Origin of the sequence: Klebsiella sp. MBT K-1 (assembly GCF_002556465.1) — a bacterium.
GTDB lineage: Bacteria > Pseudomonadota > Gammaproteobacteria > Enterobacterales > Enterobacteriaceae > Klebsiella > Klebsiella grimontii.
The window spans coordinates 83,228-100,601 of record NZ_PDEL01000020.1 but is presented as its reverse complement, the minus strand read 5'-3'; the positions used below and the strand labels follow the sequence as shown (position 1 = coordinate 100,601).

General features: G+C 54.0%; 16 protein-coding genes and 2 tRNA genes. 11 read left to right on the top strand and 7 right to left on the bottom strand.

What is annotated here, in order from left to right; all coding sequences use genetic code 11:
- Positions 1–127: 127 nt before the first annotated feature.
- Both CMQ96_RS24850 and dkgB read left to right on the top strand, forming a co-directional pair.
- A tRNA-Asp gene (locus tag CMQ96_RS24850) sits at positions 128–204 on the top strand.
- A 163-nt stretch (positions 205–367) separates the two neighbouring features.
- Complete coding sequence (gene dkgB / locus CMQ96_RS24845) at positions 368–1,171, top strand: 2,5-didehydrogluconate reductase DkgB (RefSeq protein WP_098067486.1); 804 nt, start codon at positions 368–370, stop codon at positions 1,169–1,171.
- A gap of 30 nt (positions 1,172–1,201) precedes the next feature.
- On the opposite strand, the gene yafC is transcribed toward dkgB, so the two are convergent.
- Positions 1,202–2,104 (bottom strand): DNA-binding transcriptional regulator YafC, encoded by a 903-nt coding sequence (yafC, locus tag CMQ96_RS24840; protein WP_004133867.1) that lies wholly within the window; start codon positions 2,102–2,104, stop codon positions 1,202–1,204.
- A 104-nt stretch (positions 2,105–2,208) separates the two neighbouring features.
- Here yafC and CMQ96_RS24835 point away from each other — a divergent pair, with 104 nt between their 5' ends.
- The 3 genes from CMQ96_RS24835 to CMQ96_RS24825 all read left to right on the top strand — a co-directional run bounded on the left by CMQ96_RS24835 (position 2,209) and on the right by CMQ96_RS24825 (position 5,155).
- Positions 2,209–3,399, top strand: coding sequence for an MFS transporter (locus tag CMQ96_RS24835; protein ID WP_004133865.1), 1,191 nt, complete (start codon positions 2,209–2,211; stop codon positions 3,397–3,399).
- 103 nt (positions 3,400–3,502) lie between these two features.
- Entirely contained in the window at positions 3,503–4,300 is a 798-nt protein-coding gene (locus CMQ96_RS24830; RefSeq protein ID WP_024359141.1) for an endonuclease/exonuclease/phosphatase family protein, read from the top strand.
- 84 nt (positions 4,301–4,384) lie between these two features.
- Complete coding sequence (locus tag CMQ96_RS24825; protein ID WP_004133862.1) at positions 4,385–5,155, top strand: class I SAM-dependent methyltransferase; 771 nt, start codon at positions 4,385–4,387, stop codon at positions 5,153–5,155.
- Positions 5,156–5,212: 57 nt separating this feature from the next.
- Here CMQ96_RS24825 and mltD read toward each other — a convergent pair whose 3' ends face one another.
- A complete protein-coding gene (gene mltD, locus CMQ96_RS24820; RefSeq protein WP_024359140.1) occupies positions 5,213–6,580 on the bottom strand; it encodes a murein transglycosylase D in 1,368 nt (455 codons plus the stop codon).
- A gap of 71 nt (positions 6,581–6,651) precedes the next feature.
- Positions 6,652–7,407, bottom strand: coding sequence for a hydroxyacylglutathione hydrolase (gene gloB / locus CMQ96_RS24815; protein WP_098067485.1), 756 nt, complete (start codon positions 7,405–7,407; stop codon positions 6,652–6,654).
- Between the two features lie 32 nt (positions 7,408–7,439).
- Here gloB and CMQ96_RS24810 point away from each other — a divergent pair, with 32 nt between their 5' ends.
- Positions 7,440–8,162, top strand: a complete 723-nt coding sequence (locus CMQ96_RS24810; protein ID WP_004133856.1) for a class I SAM-dependent methyltransferase — start codon at positions 7,440–7,442, stop codon at positions 8,160–8,162.
- Here the strand turns inward: CMQ96_RS24810 and rnhA are convergent.
- Positions 8,159–8,626: a ribonuclease HI gene (gene rnhA / locus CMQ96_RS24805; RefSeq protein ID WP_004129160.1), complete on the bottom strand. Its 468-nt coding sequence runs from the start codon at positions 8,624–8,626 to the stop codon at positions 8,159–8,161. The genes CMQ96_RS24810 and rnhA overlap by 4 nt on opposite strands.
- 65 nt (positions 8,627–8,691) lie before the next feature.
- On the opposite strand from rnhA, the gene dnaQ reads away from it, so the two are divergent.
- Positions 8,692–9,423, top strand: a complete 732-nt coding sequence (gene dnaQ, locus CMQ96_RS24800) for a DNA polymerase III subunit epsilon (protein WP_004133854.1) — start codon at positions 8,692–8,694, stop codon at positions 9,421–9,423.
- Between the two features lie 132 nt (positions 9,424–9,555).
- A tRNA-Asp gene (locus CMQ96_RS24795) sits at positions 9,556–9,632 on the top strand.
- Positions 9,633–9,877: 245 nt separating this feature from the next.
- Here CMQ96_RS24795 and CMQ96_RS24790 read toward each other — a convergent pair.
- Together CMQ96_RS24790 and fadE are read right to left on the bottom strand one after the other, a co-directional pair.
- Positions 9,878–10,648, bottom strand: coding sequence for an amidohydrolase (locus CMQ96_RS24790; RefSeq protein ID WP_049088536.1), 771 nt, complete (start codon positions 10,646–10,648; stop codon positions 9,878–9,880).
- Between the two features lie 182 nt (positions 10,649–10,830).
- Positions 10,831–13,275, bottom strand: a complete 2,445-nt coding sequence (fadE, locus tag CMQ96_RS24785) for an acyl-CoA dehydrogenase FadE (protein WP_098067484.1) — start codon at positions 13,273–13,275, stop codon at positions 10,831–10,833.
- Positions 13,276–13,513: 238 nt separating this feature from the next.
- Between fadE and lpcA the strand changes: the two genes are divergently transcribed.
- Both lpcA and CMQ96_RS24775 read left to right on the top strand, forming a co-directional pair.
- A complete protein-coding gene (lpcA, locus tag CMQ96_RS24780) occupies positions 13,514–14,095 on the top strand; it encodes a D-sedoheptulose 7-phosphate isomerase (protein WP_004133848.1) in 582 nt (193 codons plus the stop codon).
- Between the two features lie 43 nt (positions 14,096–14,138).
- Positions 14,139–14,906, top strand: coding sequence for a class II glutamine amidotransferase (locus tag CMQ96_RS24775; RefSeq protein WP_004133846.1), 768 nt, complete (start codon positions 14,139–14,141; stop codon positions 14,904–14,906).
- Here CMQ96_RS24775 and dpaA read toward each other — a convergent pair.
- Positions 14,877–15,617, bottom strand: a complete 741-nt coding sequence (dpaA, locus tag CMQ96_RS24770; protein ID WP_004129169.1) for a peptidoglycan meso-diaminopimelic acid protein amidase — start codon at positions 15,615–15,617, stop codon at positions 14,877–14,879. The two genes, CMQ96_RS24775 and dpaA, sit on opposite strands and share 30 nt — an antisense overlap.
- 413 nt (positions 15,618–16,030) lie before the next feature.
- Here dpaA and CMQ96_RS24765 point away from each other — a divergent pair, with 413 nt between their 5' ends.
- Positions 16,031–17,374, top strand: coding sequence for a Na(+)-translocating NADH-quinone reductase subunit A (locus tag CMQ96_RS24765; RefSeq protein ID WP_098067483.1), 1,344 nt, complete (start codon positions 16,031–16,033; stop codon positions 17,372–17,374).

Below are 17,374 nucleotides of genomic sequence, written 5' to 3'. Positions count from 1 at the left end.
CTCAGAAGTGAAACGCCGTAGCGCCGATGGTAGTGTGGGGTCTCCCCATGTGAGAGTAGGGAACTGCCAGGCATCAAATTAAGTAGTAAGCCGGTGCATTAATCCGGTGGTTACAGAAGTATTCGGTGGAGCGGTAGTTCAGTCGGTTAGAATACCTGCCTGTCACGCAGGGGGTCGCGGGTTCGAGTCCCGTCCGTTCCGCCACTTATTAAAAGCCCTGAGCAAATGCTCAGGGCTTTTTCTTTACCTGTTGTTTAATTATTGCTGTTTTAGCAAAAATCCTCTGCATTTAGCGCTCTTTTTCTCAATCTTCTCGTTAGTCATAATTGTCCTCGTTAACCGATATGAATGAAGAAAGAGGAAAATCATGACAATCCCTGCATTTGGTCTTGGGACCTTCCGTCTGAAAGATGACGTGGTTATTACATCTGTAAAAACGGCGCTTGAACTGGGCTATCGCACCATTGATACCGCGCAAATCTATGAGAATGAAGCTGCTGTGGGGCAGGCGATTGCAGAAAGCGGCGTTGCGCGCAATGAACTGTTCATCACCACCAAGATCTGGATTGAAAATCTCAACAAAGAGAAGCTGATCGCCAGCCTGAAAGAGAGCCTGCAGAAGCTGCGTACTGACTATGTCGACCTGACGTTAATCCACTGGCCGTCGCCAAATGATGCCGTTGCGGTTGAAGAGTTTATGGCCGCGCTGCTGGAAGCGAAAAAACAGGGGCTGACCCGTCAGATTGGTATCTCTAACTTCACTATTCCGCTGATGGAGCGCGCAATTGCTGCCGTTGGCGCGGAGAACATCGCGACCAACCAGATTGAACTCTCTCCGTATCTGCAGAACCGTAAAGTGGTTAATTGGGCACGTGAACACGGTATCCATATCACCTCTTACATGACGCTGGCCTACGGTAAGGCGCTGAAAGATGAAGCGATCGCACGTATCGCGGCGAAACACGATGCCACGCCGGCGCAGGTTATCCTGGCCTGGGCAATGGGCGAAGGTTATGCGGTAATCCCGTCTTCGACTAAGCGCGAAAACCTGGCAAGCAATCTCAAAGCTCAGGATCTGCAGCTGGATGAAGACGATCGCCAGGCGATCGCCGCGCTGGACAGCAACGATCGTCTGGTTAGCCCGGACGGTCTGGCGCCTGAATGGGACTAATTTAATCCCCATCTGTACTCTACAACCCTGTTACAGCTCCTTCGGGAGCTGTTTTACATGCTCGCTAAGAAAGTCGATAAAGGCTCTGATCCGCGTGCTTACGGCCCTGTCGCTGTAGTAAACCGCGCTAAACGGCATTTCAATCGGCAGCCGTTTGTCAGCCAGCAGCTCGACAAACGCCCCTTCAGCAATCTCCTTATCCACCATATAGTCCGACAGACAGGCGATTCCGTTACCGGCCAGGCACAGCTGCTTAAGCGTTTCTCCGCTATTGGAAGATATCTCGCTTTCGATTTCCAGTAGCTGACCATCACAGCAGGAGATTGGCCATGTATTCAATGAAACGGGTTCGCTAAAGCCCAGACACTGATGATGTTTTAGCTCAGCGACGCTTTGCGGCGTTCCATGGCGAGCAAGATAGTCCGGTGAAGCGATAATTTTGCGGTAGCTATTGAACAATGGCCTGGCGCGCAGGCTGGAGTCGGTCAGCGTACCGGCGCGGATCGCGACGTCGACTTTCCGCTCGATCAGATTGATAAAGGTTTCTGACGAAACCAGCGTAAGGTTCATCTCCGGGTAGCGCTCGCGGAAGGGTCTTATCAAAGGCATCAGAAAATGCAGTATCACCGGCGTTGCGGCGTCAACCCGTAACAGACCTCTTGGCGTCGTACGGCTCTCCAGAAGCTCATTCTCGGCAGCGGCCATCTCCTGAAGCACAACCTGCATGCGACGGAAATAACGCTCTCCCTCTTCAGTCAGGCTTAGCTGACGGGTCGTACGATTAAGCAGGCTCACGCCGAGCTTTGATTCCAGCTTTTTCACCGCCCGGCTGACGGCGGAATTAGCCTGACCTAGCTGTTCGGCTGCGCGACTAAAGCTGCCGCTTTCAACCACGGCGACAAAAATGGCGATTTCTTCTGAGGTAGCTCTCATTATTGCACCTGTGGCAAAATTCTATTGATACTTTGGCTATTTTTGTTATTAAAACATCTCTTCATACTACGTGTCATCTTAATCATGTTGATACGGAGTACATTATGCCGCTGGCGCTACTGGCCTTAACTATCGGTGCCTTTGCTATTGGCACGACCGAATTTGTCATCGTGGGCCTGGTGCCCACTATCGCAGAACAACTTGCTATTTCGCTCCCCTCTGCGGGGCTGCTGGTTTCGATCTATGCACTCGGCGTGGCGATTGGCGCCCCGGTACTCACCGCGCTGACCGGGCGGATGCCGCGTAAACAACTGCTGCTCGCGTTAATGGCGCTGTTTACCGCCGGCAACCTGCTGGCCTGGCAGGCGCCGGGCTATGAAACTCTGGTTCTGGCACGCCTGCTGACGGGGCTGGCGCACGGGGTTTTCTTTTCGATCGGATCGACAATTGCGACCAGCCTGGTCCCGAAAGAGAAAGCGGCTTCGGCGATTGCGATTATGTTTGGCGGTCTGACTGTTGCGCTGGTGACCGGGGTGCCATTAGGCACCTTTATCGGCCAACATTTTGGCTGGCGTGAGACGTTCCTCGCCGTGTCGATCCTTGGCGTCATTGCGTTAATGAGCAGCCTTATTCTGGTGCCGAATAACATTCCTGGCCGCGTCAGCGCGGGATTGCGCGCCCAGCTGCAGGTTCTGACCCATCCTCGTTTGCTGATTATCTACGCCATTACTGCTTTAGGATATGGCGGCGTATTTACCGCTTTTACCTTCCTGGCGCCGATGATGCAGGATCTTGCCGGATTTAGCCCAGCGGCCGTTAGCTGGATCCTCCTCGGCTACGGTGTATCTGTGGCGGTGGGCAACGTATGGGGCGGAAGGCTGGCGGATAAACACGGCGCCGTGCCCGCGCTGAAGCTGATTTTTGCCGCGTTAGTTGCTTTACTTCTGATCTTTCAATTTACGGCCAGTTTGCAGTATGCGGCGCTGGCGACGGTATTGGTGATGGGCATCTTTGCTTTTGGTAACGTTCCGGGCCTGCAGGTGTACGTGGTGCAGAAAGCGGAGCAGTATACCCCTGGCGCGGTTGACGTTGCCTCTGGCCTGAATATTGCCGCCTTTAATATCGGGATTGCCTTAGGATCGGTGATTGGCGGTCAGACGGTAGAGCATTATGGTCTGGCTCAGACGCCGTGGATTGGCGCGTTAATTGTTCTGGTCGCACTGTTACTGGTGGTTCTCAGCGGTCGGCTCGATAGGCCTCGGCGCCGTACTACGGCTCTTTCCGTAGAAGGATAAAGGTTTCTGGCAAATTGCATTGAAAGTGTATACAAAAATCCCTATAACAGAAGAACCAGCCGCAGTCGGGCTGGTTTCCTGTTATCGAGGTTTGATGCCTAAATTGCGAAAGAATACCTATGCCATGCGCTATGTCGCCGGACAACCCGCGGAGAGAATCTTACCTCCGGGGTCGTTTGCTGGCATGACTCCGGCTTTTCCGGCCGGGGTACCGTTAAGCTCGGATGAGAAAATCCGCGTGCTGGTGTGGAACATCTTCAAGCAACAGCGCGCCGAGTGGAAATCCGTGCTTAATAATTTCGGTAAAGATGCTCACCTGGTGTTATTGCAGGAAGCGCAAACCACGCCTGAGTTAGTGAAATTCGCCACCTCCAACTATCTGGCCGCGGACCAGGTTCCGGCTCTGGTGCTCCCGCAGCATCCTTCCGGGGTCATGACGTTAGCTTCCGCGCACCCCATTTACTGCTGCCCTCTGCGCGAACGCGAGCCTATCCTGCGGCTGGCAAAGTCAGCGTTGGTCACCGTTTACCCGTTACCGGATTCCCGTCTGCTGATGGTGGTGAATATCCACGCGGTCAATTTTAGTCTTGGCGTTGATGTCTACAGCAAACAGCTGCTGCCGATTGGCGACCAGATTGCCCATCACAGCGGGCCGGTGATAATGGCGGGCGACTTTAACGCCTGGAGCCGTCCGCGAATGAACGCTTTGTATCGCTTTGCGCGTGAAATGTCGCTGCGCGAAGTCCGCTTCTCTGACGATCAGCGCCGTCGCACTTTTGGTCGTCCGCTTGATTTTGTGTTTTATCGGGGGTTAAGCGTGCACGACGCTTCCGTGCTGGTGACCCGCGCCTCCGATCACAACCCTCTACTAGTCGAATTCAGTCCCGGCAAGCCTGATTAATTAAGGTATGTCAGGCCTGCCATGGGGCAGGCCTGCGTATGCATGGTGCTGCCTTTATTACTCAAACTACCGAAGGACAATGCAATGACAACACGCTCTCATCATGACAACGTCGAAAAACAGTTTGGCTCACAGGCCAGCGCCTACCTGACCAGCGCCGTACACGCTTCCGGGCGGGATTTACAGCGCCTGGCCGAACGGCTGGCGGACTTCCCGCAGGCCCACGTGCTGGATATGGGATGCGGCGCCGGACACGCCAGCTTTGCGGCGGCAGGGCAGGTTGCCCAGGTGACGGCATATGATTTATCCAGCCAGATGCTGGACGTGGTGGCTCAGGCCGCAAGGGATAAAGGTTTCACCAATATCGCCACTCAGCAGGGCTACGCTGAATCATTGCCTTTCGCTGATGCCAGCTTTGATGTGGCGATCAGCCGTTATTCTGCGCATCACTGGCACGACGTCGGCCAGGCATTGCGCGAAGTGAAGCGGGTGCTGAAGCCGGGTGGGGTGATGATTATTATGGATGTGATGTCGCCCGGTCACCCTGTTCGCGACGTCTGGCTGCAAACCGTTGAAGCCCTGCGCGATACTTCCCATGTCCGCAACTACTCCAGCGGCGAGTGGCTGGCAATGGCGAGCGAGGCCGGTTTGGTGATAAATCATCTGCTGACCGATCGCTTGCCTCTGGAGTTCAGCTCATGGGTCGCGCGGATGCGGACGCCTGCGGCGCTGACGGAGGCGATTCGTTTATACCAGGACAGCGCATCAGCGGAGGTTAAGGCCTATTTTGCCTTGCAGCAGGACGGTTCGTTCACCAGCGATACGATTATGTTTGAGGCCCATAAGGCAATCTAACCCAGAGATAAAACAAAAGGCACCGCGAGGGTGCCTTTTTTAATGCCTGCTGAATCATCAGGATTCTGGTCTGTCGCTGTTCTTCACATACAGCGTTAGCTGATCGCCGGGCTTGAGGTTGCCAGTATCGCTATTCCAGCGCATCACATCGCGGATGTTCACGCCATGACGTTTCGCAATGCTCGACAGAGAGTCGCCTTTACGTACGCGATAGGTAATGCTATCGCTATTGTTCGCCAGACGTTCCGCGCTGCTGCCTGCGCCAATCACCAGATTCTGCCCCACTTTCAGGCCAGAGCCGCGAATGCCGTTCCACTGCTGCAGATCTTTCGCTGATACCCCGAGACGCGATGCAATGCCGGAAAGGGTATCACCGGAGCGCACCTGGTAGCTGCGGCTGGTCAACGGTCTGTTATCTGCAAGCTGAGTCGGCTGTACGGCGGCAATATCGCCAGAGGCCAAAGATTCACGCAGCTGCGCCGCGTGCTTCTGCGGAACCAGGACGTAATTGGGGCCGTTTGCACCCAGAGTCGACCCCTTCACGCCGGCGTTGAACGTTTTCAGCTTGCTGACAGGCATTCCTGCCATATCCGCCAGTTGTGAAATCTCAACCGGACTGTCGAGGCGTACACGCGCCAGGGCTCGGCTTTCGTCTGCCGTCGGCAGCCTTACGCCATACCGCTTGCTGTTCTTGAGTATATCGCTCAGGGCCAGCATTTTTGGTACGTATATTTTGGTTTCCTGCGGTAATGACAGCGACCAGAAATCGGTGGGTTTACCCCGTGATTTGTTCGCTTTGATAGCCTTCATTACCCGGCCTTCGCCGCTGTTATACGCCGCGACGGTTAACAACCAGTCGCCGTCGAACATTTTGTTCAGACGTTGCATCATGTTTAACGCTGCCGTAGTTGAGGCAACGATGTCACGACGCGCATCGTAACTGCGGGTCTGTTTCAAACCATAATTGCGCCCGGTGCTCGGAATGATCTGCCAGATGCCTGCGGCATTGGCGCCAGACGTTGCGTGCGGGTCAAAAGCGCTCTCCACTATGGGTAGTAATACCAGTTCCATTGGCATGTTACGTTTCTTAACTTGCCCGGCTATCCAGTACATATACGGCTCTGCCCGTAAAGTTACATCGTGGAGATAGCTCTTATTTCTTAAGTACTTCTGTTTTTGTTCGCGAATCCGGACATTTTCCGGAATTCCCATCTTTAGCTCGTCGCCTATCGAAGTCCACAGATCCTGGTCTTGCGCGTAGAAGGTTCCATCATCTAACCAGCGCGCTCGACTTGTGAACTTGCTTGCTTCCCCTTGACTCGCTGCAGAAAGGCTCTGTGCGTGCTGTTGTACGGTGCCATCGTTCTTAGACGCCTGGCACCCCACCAGCAGGACAGAGGCGAGTAAAATCGCTCGTGCCTTCATGTGTGTGTCAATAGTTGCTTAAAAGACGAGCAAGGATAACGGTGAAGTCGGCTGAAGACAAGAATTAAATATCAGAAGTCATCTTTCTTTGACCTTAACCATGCAAATCGCTGAGCAGAGTGTTGCAAATTTGTTTCTTTGCTAATTTCCTTAATTAAATCATCATCATCTGTGCGAAGAAATAAATTTATACGACGCTCATTTTTCAGAATTACGGGGAGTGTTTTTTGGTTTTTTGCACGTAACTCATTAACTTTGTGATAATAATCATTTATATCCCTATCATGGGGAAGGATGCTCATTGCAAACTTCATATTTGCTAATGTGTACTCATGTGCGCAACATATTATGGTTTCGTCAGGGAGGGCGTTAATCTTCTTAAATGATTGATACATCTGCTCTGCAGTCCCTTCGAACAGTCTGCCGCAGCCGCCGGAAAACATTGTGTCGCCACAAAATAGATAAGGTGCGCTGAAGAAACAGATGTGTCCTAAAGTGTGACCTGGCGTGGCAAAAATAGAAAATTCGCGGCCCAAAACAGAGATGCTTTCTCCGTCCTTGACGATGTGGGTTGTGCCCTTATCCTGGGTTTCTGCCGGTCCGTAAACCGCTATGGCCGGAAATTTTTCCCGCAGTTTTTTTACGCCGCCAACGTGGTCGTGGTGATGATGCGTCAACAGGATAGCTTCCGGCTGCCAGCGATTTTGTTCAATGGCGGCGAGTACCGGAGCGGCTTCTCCCGGGTCGACTATCAGGCAGCGCCCGCTATCTTCACTAAGAACCCAGATGTAGTTGTCCTGAAATGCGGGAATACTGATAAGATTCATAAATTACCTCTAATGCGTAGCGGAAGGTTGTGATGAAGCCGGCAAGGATACCTCAAACAGTTACAGCGCCAGAGCACTGGTCCAGCATGCCGTGGGGCGAATACTACCGCGAGTCGCTGGAACGGCAGATGAAGCCCTGGCTCGCTAAATTATATGGCTTTCATTTACTTAAGATTGGCAATCTGAGCGCGGAAATCAATACTGAATCCTGTGCGATTTCCCATCAGGTGAATGTCTCTTTACAAGGAAATCCGGTGCAGGTAAAGGCCGATCCGCTGCATTTGCCTTTTGCCGAGAAGTCGGTCGATGCCTGCCTGCTGGCGCATACCTTACCGTGGTGCAGCGATCCGCATCGACTGCTGCGGGAAGCGGATAGAGTGCTGATCGACGATGGCTGGATAATTTTAACCAGTTTTAACCCCATGAGCCTGATGGGTTTACGTAAGCTGGTGCCGGTATTACGCAATAAGCCCCCCTATAACAGCCGCATGTTCACCTTAACGCGTCAGATGGATTGGCTGGGGTTGCTTAATTTTGAAGTTATGCATTATGGGGGCTATCAGGTCCTTCCCTGGTCGCGCCACGGGGGGAAAATGCTCAGTACGCATCTCCCGGCGTTGGGATGTCTGCAGCTGATCATTGCCCGTAAACGCACTATCCCGTTGACGCTAAACCCGATGAAATCGGGCAAAGCAAAAAAACGAATACCGCAGGCGGTAGGCGCCACGCGTCAGTGGCGCAAGGGGCAGAATTAGCTTTCCGCCTGATAACCGATGTCGTCCCGGGTTGGGTTAGATGCCGCCGCGCGCGCCAGTTCGTCGCAGCGTTCGTTTTCCGGATGCCCGGCGTGGCCTTTAACCCATTCCCATTTGATCTTGTGTTGACCCAGCGCGGCGTCCAGGCGCTGCCAGAGATCGACATTTTTTACCGGTTTCTTGTCCGCCGTCTTCCAGCCGCGTTTTTTCCAGTTGTGGATCCACTGCGTAATCCCCTGACGCACGTACTGGCTGTCGGTACTGAGGATCACTTCACAATGTTCTTTCAGCGCTTCCAGGGCGACGATGGCGGCCATCATCTCCATGCGGTTGTTCGTCGTAAGGTTAAAGCCTTCGCTAAAAGTTTTTTCTTTCCCGCGATAGCGTAAAATCGCACCGTAGCCGCCGGGGCCTGGATTTCCCAGGCAAGAACCATCGGTGAAAATTTCTACCTGTTTGAGCATCTCTGGTAGACTTCCTGTAATTGAAATCGATACGTAAAACGGTAAGTCTGACATAAATGACCGCTATGAGCACTGCAATTACGCGACAGATCGTTCTCGATACCGAAACCACCGGTATGAATCAGATTGGTGCGCACTATGAAGGGCACAAGATAATTGAAATCGGTGCGGTGGAGGTGATCAACCGCCGCCTGACCGGAAACAACTTCCACGTCTATTTAAAGCCGGACCGGCTGGTGGATCCTGAAGCGTTTGGCGTTCACGGCATTGCGGACGAATTCCTGATGGATAAGCCCGCGTTTGGCGATGTGGTCGATGAGTTCATCGACTATATCCGCGGCGCGGAGCTGGTCATCCATAACGCATCGTTTGATATCGGCTTTATGGATTATGAATTTGCGAAGCTGAATCGCGGAATTCCGAAGACGGATACCTTCTGTAAGGTGACCGACAGCCTGGCCCTGGCGCGTAAAATGTTCCCGGGCAAGCGTAACAGCCTTGATGCCCTCTGTTCACGTTATGAAATAGACAACAGCAAGCGAACGCTGCACGGCGCGTTGCTCGATGCCCAGATTCTGGCTGACGTCTATCTGATGATGACCGGCGGCCAGACGACGATGGCTTTCTCAATGGAAGGGGAAGGTCAGCAGCAGGCCGGAGAAATGGGCATTCAACGCGTTGTTCGCGCTGCCAGCAAATTACGGGTGGTTTATGCCTCCGATGAAGAGTTGATGAACCATGAATCGCGGCTCGATCTGGTGCAAAAGAAAGGCGGAAGCTGCCTGTGGCGCGCCTGATTTACCCGTAAACGCGCTAAAAATAGCCTGATGGGCGATTTTTGCAGCAAGCGATTCAAAAATGAAGAAAAAGCGTTGACGGGGTAGAGGGGAATCCGTAATATTCGCCTCGTTCCCAAGGGAACAGTAAGTGGAGCGGTAGTTCAGTCGGTTAGAATACCTGCCTGTCACGCAGGGGGTCGCGGGTTCGAGTCCCGTCCGTTCCGCCACTATTCAGAAAGCCTGAATCAGCAATGATTCAGGCTTTCGTCGTTCTGGCCCGTGCCGTTTCCTGAGCCAGGCCTTCACACACGCTTCTATCCTCTCGATAACATGCCGACTCTCGGCGCAGCCCGCATGCCTTGCGCAAATCGCATTGATGGGTGACAGGTAAACTTTTTTGGCTTTGCTGCCGGCCTGACGCGCGCGTTTGCGGCATAAGAAAGGGAGCCCTGGCTCCCCGAGTTTGCTTGCTTTAGTTGAGCGTGAAGGGGTCAGCGTCCTGCCAGGCCGGAAACTTCTCGCGATATTCTTTTAGCGACGTCAGCGAAAGCTCAGCGTCCAGGCGGGTTGCCTGATGCGGTTCGGCCGTCGCGATAATCTCGCCCTGCGGGGTAATTATCCGGCTATCGCCCCGGTAATGATGCCCGTTGCCATCGGTGCCGACGCGATTGCATCCGGCTACATAAGCCTGATTTTCGATAGCCCTGGCGGCCAGCAGCGACTGCCAGTGCATTGAACGTGGGGCGGGCCAGTTGGCAACGTACAGCGCTAAATCGTAGTCGTTATGGTTGCGTGACCACACCGGGAAACGCAGGTCGTAGCACACCAGCGGCAGAATTCTCCAGCCGCGCCATGCAAAAATAACCCGTTCGTTACCCGCCTCGTAATGATGATGTTCATCCGCCATGCGAAACAGGTGCCGTTTGTCATAGAAATGGATTTGACCGTTGGGCTCAACCAGCAAAAAACGGTTAACCGGACCGCGGTCCGTTTGTAGCGCGGCGCTACCGGCAATCAGCGCGTTGGTTTGTGCGGCTTTAGCTTCCATCCAGGCAACCACTTCCTCTTGCGATAGCGACTGTTTTGCTGCCTCCATCGCGAAGCCAGTGGTAAACATTTCGGGTAAAACAATGAGGTCACGCCCGGTTATCCCTTCCAGTTGACGATCGAAATGGCGCAGGTTGGCGGGACCGTCCATCCACACCAGCGGTTGTTGTAAAAGGGTTATTTTCAGTCCGGGCACGGTGGTGAACTCCAGTATGATGAGAGGAATTATAATGATTTTAACACCATATCAGCCGAGGGACGGCTCAGGGAATATTTTGTAAAAGAATGACAGCCCTGGAAATACCCTTCGATGAATTATCTGAAAAAAGAGAGGCGGGGAAGTCCCCGCCTCGATCGTGATGTGATTATTTGGGCTTTTTAAGCTGCTTCAATCTTGCGGACTTTCTCCGGCAGCTTTACCGGCCGGGTCGCCAGTTCATCCGGGGCGAAATCGTCGACGTTAATGCTGCGCAGTCGGCTGGTTTCAGCCCGGACCAGAATGTCCGCCTCGTCCTGATTGATTAACCCTTTTGCCAGCGCGTTGCGGGCCAGCTCATCAAGACGCGTAAACGACAGATTCTTGCCCAGCTCTTTGCACAGGCGCTGGTGGATGGGGTCTGCCGCCATGACATCAAGCAGCGCCTCTTCCAGCAGGCCGACCGGGTTATGCTCGCTCGGCGTCAGATACTGACCGCGGCCGATACGCGAACGCGTCGCGCTCGGGACCTGCAGGATTTTCGCTACCTTATGATCCAGCTTGTCTGAAGGCGCCAGGTAATGACGTCCGGTCGGGAAGATGGCCACGCGAAGCGCCCCGGCGACCAGACGATTTGGGAAGTTGACCAACAGATCGTCAATCGCCTGCTCGGCCTGATACAGCGCATCCTGTACCCCCCAGTGAACCAGCGGTAAGTCCGCTTCGTTACGCCCCTCATCGTCATAGCGTTTCAGGACCGCCGACGCCAGGTAGAGCTGGCTCAGCACATCTCCCAGACGCGCAGAAATTCTTTCACGACGCTTCAGGCTACCGCCCAGTACCGCCATTGAGACATCGGACAGCAGGGCCAGGTTGGCGCTCAGTCGGTTCATATGTTGATAGTAGCGACGAGTGGCATCGCGGGTCGGCGTGCTGCTGGTGAGACCGCGGGTCAGGCCCAGCCAGAAACTGCGCACTTTATTGCTCCCCACGTGCCCGATGTGTTTAAACAGCAGCTTATCGAAAGCGTCGATGTCGTTATTCTGCGCCGCCGCCATTTCATCCAGCACGTACGGATGACAGCGAATCGCTCCCTGGCCGAAGATCATCATGCTGCGGGTCAGGATATTCGCACCTTCAACGGTGATGGCGATCGGCGCGCCCTGATAGGCTCGCGCCAGGAAGTTACCGCTGCCGAGCATAATGCCCTTACCGCCGGTAATATCCATTGCGTCAATAATTGAACGCTGGCCACGGTGGGTGCAGTGATACTTCACAATTGCCGACAGTACCGCGGGTTTTTCGCCAAGCATAATGCCGTAGGTAATCAGCGAGGCGGCGGCGTCCATTACGTAGGCATTGCCTGCGATACGCGCCAGCGGTTCTTCGATCCCTTCCATTTTACCGATAGAGATTTTGAACTGGCGGCGAATGTGCGCGTAGGCGCCGGTAGCCATGGCGACGGATTTAAGGCCACCGGTAGCGTTTGAGGGCAGGGTGATGCCGCGACCAACCGATAAACACTCAACCAGCATCCGCCAGCCCTGACCGGCCATCGACGGGCCGCCAATAATGTAATCGATAGGAACGAAAATATCTTTCCCCTGGGTCGGGCCGTTCTGGAACGGAACGTTCAGCGGGAAATGGCGACGACCGATTTCAACGCCGGGAGTGGTGGTCGGGATAAGCGCACAGGTGATACCCAGCTCTTCTTCCCCGCCCAGCAGGCGGTCAGGGTCGGAGAGTTTGAACGCCAGCCCCAGCACGGTAGCGATAGGCGCAAGCGTGATATAGCGTTTATTCCAGGTCAGACGCATGCCCAGAACCTGCTGGCCCTGCCATTCGCCCATGCAGACGACGCCGGTATCCGGAATGGCGCCGGCATCGGAACCCGCTTCCGGGCTGGTCAGCGCGAAGCACGGAATTTCCTGACCGCGAGCCAGGCGTGGCAAATAGTGGTTTTTCTGCTCTTCCGTACCGTAATGCTGCAGCAGCTCGCCCGGGCCTAATGAGTTCGGCACGCCGACGGTAATCGCCAGGATTCCGGAGACACCCGACAGCTTTTGCAGTACGCGAGCCTGCGCGTAAGCGGAGAATTCCAGCCCGCCGTACTCTTTCTTAATGATCATCGCGAAGAAGCGATGCTCTTTCAGATAGGCCCACAGCTCCGGCGGCAGATCGGCCATCTCGTGGGTAATTTCGAAGTCGTTTGCCATTCGGCAGGCTTCTTCGACCGGGCCGTCAATAAAGGCTTGTTCTTCAGCGGTGAGGCGCGGCTGCGGATAGTTGCGCAGTTTCTGCCAGTCGGGATTGCCGCGGAACAGATCGCCTTCCCACCATGTCGTACCGGCGTCAATCGCTTCTTTCTCGGTGCGCGACATCGGCGGCATGACCTTACGGAAAGCGCGGAACGCCGGGACTGAAATCATGGATTTACGCATCGGGGTAAGGTTGAACGGCAGCAAAACGATCGCCAGCGGAATTAGCAGCCAGATATTCCACAGCCCCGCAGCGCCGAGCGCGGCGGTCCAGACAAGTAAAATCGCGCTGCTGAGCAGCAGATTGATTCGGTGATAAAAGAGCGCACCGAGTAAAACTACGGTTGCAACAATACTCAAAATCATCATAGAGAAATGCTCCCTGTCTTGTAGGAGGTCTGACCACTTGTGATGATATGGTTGTAGTGGATGTAATTTGTTTTAGCAATGTGTTTACAAAATAATTACAACCTTGCTCACATTGTTGTACGGAAATGCGGCACATAAAATCAAAAGCACGGGGGATGACCTTGCGTGCTGCTTCTCGCTGCGTCGGCTATCCGGTAAACTGCCTGGGTTATCCCACAAATACTGAAGGATTATCCTCATGTACCAGGATCTTATTCGTAACGAACTGAATGAAGCCGCTGAAACGCTGGCTAACTTTCTGCAGGACGAAGCCAATATTCATGCGATTCAGCGTGCTGCGGTGCTGCTGGCGGATAGCTTTAAAGCTGGCGGCAAAGTCCTTTCCTGCGGTAACGGCGGTTCGCACTGCGATGCGATGCATTTTGCGGAAGAACTGACCGGGCGCTATCGTGAAAACCGCCCGGGCTATCCGGCAATTGCGATTTCAGACGTGAGCCATCTCTCTTGCGTCAGCAATGATTTTGGCTATGAATATGTTTTCTCTCGCTACGTAGAATCAGTGGGCCGTACAGGCGATGTATTGCTGGGGATCTCCACTTCCGGTAACTCCGGTAACGTAATCAAAGCGATCGAAGCCGCCCGCGCTCAGGGGATGAAAGTGATTACTCTGACCGGGAAAGATGGCGGTAAAATGGCGGGATCGGCGGATGTCGAAATTCGCGTACCGCATTTTGGCTACGCCGACCGCATTCAGGAAATTCATATTAAAGTGATTCATATCCTGATTATGCTTATCGAAAAAGAGATGGTTAAAGCCTGATAAATCGCGGGGGTTAACCCCGCATTGCTGTATGAGGTGATCTATGTGCGAATTGCTCGGGATGAGCGCGAATGTGCCCACAGATATTTGCTTCAGTTTCACCGGGCTGGTGCAGCGCGGTGGCGGAACCGGGCCGCATAAAGACGGCTGGGGCATTACTTTTTATGAAGGTAAGGGCTGTCGCACATTTAAAGATCCGCAGCCTAGCTTTCAGTCGCCCATAGCCAAGCTGGTGCAGGAATATCCTATCAAGTCCTGCTCGGTCATCGCCCATATTCGCCAGGCCAACCGGGGTATCGTTGCGCTGGAAAATACTCACCCCTTTACCCGGGAATTGTGGGGGCGCAACTGGACCTATGCGCATAACGGTCAACTGGAAGGGTATGAGAATCTCGGGACGGGCAACCTGCACCCCATCGGGGAAACCGATAGCGAAAAGGCGTTCTGCTGGCTGCTGCACAGCATCACCGAGCGCTATCCGGAAATGCCGGGCGATATGGTGGAGGTATTCAGCTTTATCGCTACGCTTGCCGGAGAGCTGCGTGAAAAGGGCGTGTTTAACATGCTGCTCTCCGATGGGCGCTACGTGATGGCGTTCTGCTCGACGAATTTATACTGGATTACGCGACGGGCGCCGTTTGGCGTAGCGACGCTGCTGGATCAGGATGTAGAAATTGATTTTCAACGCGAGACCACACCGAATGATGTGGTCTCCGTTATCGCCACCCAGCCGCTGACCGGCAATGAAACCTGGAATAAAATCATGCCAGGCGAGTGGGCGTTATTTTGCCTCGGGGACCGAGTAGTTTGACGCGAGCTGCGGCTGCACAACTTCGTGGCTGAGCGGTTTGCTCACCACGTAGCGGCCATCGGCCACGGAAACCACCGGCGGTTTATGCGTCTGCCGGAAGTAGTCGTATCCCGGTTTCAGCTGTTGCCAGAAATCCGCGAAGTAGGAATATTTGTGCCGCGCCATGTTGGCATCGGTCATGCGGAAAGGATAGATGCTCACCTGAACGTTGGGCTGGCCGAAGACTAACGCGCCGGTGACGAACTGGAAGATTTCATCAATACCGGTATCGGTCATGGCGTAACAGCCAACGGATACGCAGGCGCCGTGAATCATCAGATACTTACCTTCGTAGCCGTGCGCGCGGTCGTAAGCGTTCGGGAAGCCAATATTGATCGCTTTATAGAAACGACTATCGGGTTTTAGCTGATTGCGCGAAACGTTATAGAACCCTTCCGGGCTCTTGAAATCGCCCTGGCGCTGCTTTGGACCGAGCCCGCCGGAGTAGTTACAGATCCGGTAGCTGTCGAGAAGCTGGTAAGTTTCGCCCATCTTGACGTAAAGATCGAGCATGCGCTCTTCTTTGAAGATCTCAATGTAGACCGGCGAGCCCATGAGCTGCTGCTTATACTCTTTGCTCATCGGCGTTGTCGAGCTGTTACTGCTAAGTAACCCTGCGAATGAAACGCACGGCAACAGAAGCATCGCAATAAATAATGCGATTTTGCGCATACTACTTGTTCCTTGATAAAACAAATTACCACATTGCCAGGACGGCAAGAGAGACCCGAAATCAGAGTTTTCTGGTTTTAGAGCGCTCACATTAGCACCACGGCATTTTTTCGCAAGCACGATGTGCCACGTTTACGTTTTAGTTTTCCGTTATAGCGAATCTTGAGGCAAAGCGCAGTCAGAACTTTGCGTAATAGCTCGCATTTTAGAACGACTTAATGGCGGTTTGTCTACAGGCGCCGCTCACGAAATGTTACACTTGGCCCGCTAAATGCTCAGGGTAAGAAAGGATGCTTCTCTCCCGTCTTGTGAATCACCAGGACTACAATGTTCCTTTCTTCCTCTTATTTTCCATTAATTATGCTGGCCTCGGCCTGATGCCGGGGTTTAGGTAACGGATACCTGCTAACGATATGATTAAAATCACGAAAGGGCTGAATTTGCCCATAGCTGGCATGCCATCACAGCAGATTTCTTCGAAGCCTGCGGTTAAGCGCGTTGCGCTGTTAGGTGAAGAGTACATCGGTATGCGCCCCTCGATGGCGGTGCGTGAAGGTGACCGGGTACAAAAAGGGCAGCTTCTGTTCGAAGACAAAAAAAATCCTGGCGTGCGTTTTACCGCACCGGCAAGTGGGACCATTAGCGCCATTCATCGCGGCGAGCGTCGGGTTCTGCAATCGGTCGTTATTGATGTGGATGGCGATGATGCCGTTCACTTTCCCCGCTATGAATTAGCCGATCTTGCCGGGTTGACGCGCGAGGCCGTACAGCGCCAACTGCTGGAGTCGGGGATGTGGACGGCATTTCGCACCCGTCCTTTCAGCAAAATACCCGCGCCGGGCAGCGTGCCAGCGGCCATATTTGTCACCGCCATTGATACGAATCCGCTGGCGGCAGACCCTCAGCCAATCATACTGGCCCAGCGTGAGGCCTTTGACGCTGGTTTGACGCTGTTGACGCGGCTGACCGACGGTAAAGTCCACGTCTGTCAGGCCAGCGGCGGCAAGCTTGGCGGGCATCCGGTTGGCCAGGTTACTTTCAACCAGTTTGCCGGGCCGCATCCCGCCGGGCTGGTGGGGACCCACATCCATTTTCTCGAACCGGTTAGCCTGAAAAAGCAGGTCTGGCATCTTAACTATCAGGACGTTATCGCCGTTGGCAAATTATTCCTGGAAGGGGAGCTGTCTGTCGAACGTATTATTGCCCTCGGTGGCCCGCAGGTGAAGGAGCCCCGTCTGATAAAAACGTGTTCAGGCGCCAGCCTTGATGAGCTGCTGGCAGATGAACTGCTGGATGATGAAAACCGGATTATTTCCGGCTCGGTCCTCAGCGGAACGCATGCCCGCGGGCCGCATGCTTTTCTTGGCCGCTTTCATTTACAGGTCAGCGTGGTGAAGGAAGGACGAGAGAAAGAGCTGTTCGGCTGGGTGATGCCGGGGAAAGACAAATTCTCCATCACCCGCACCACGCTCGGCCACTTTATGAAGCGTAAGCTGTTTAATTTCTCGACGGATACCAACGGCGGCGAGCGGGCTATGGTGCCGATTGGCAACTATGAGCGAGTGATGCCGCTGGATATTCTGCCCACCATGCTGCTGCGGGATTTGCTGGCGGGGGATACCGATAGCGCACAGGCGCTGGGCTGTCTGGAACTGGATGAAGAAGACCTGGCGCTTTGCACCTACGTGTGTCCCGGCAAGTATGAATATGGCCCGGCGTTGCGCAGCGTGTTAACCCAGATTGAGCAGGAAGGATAA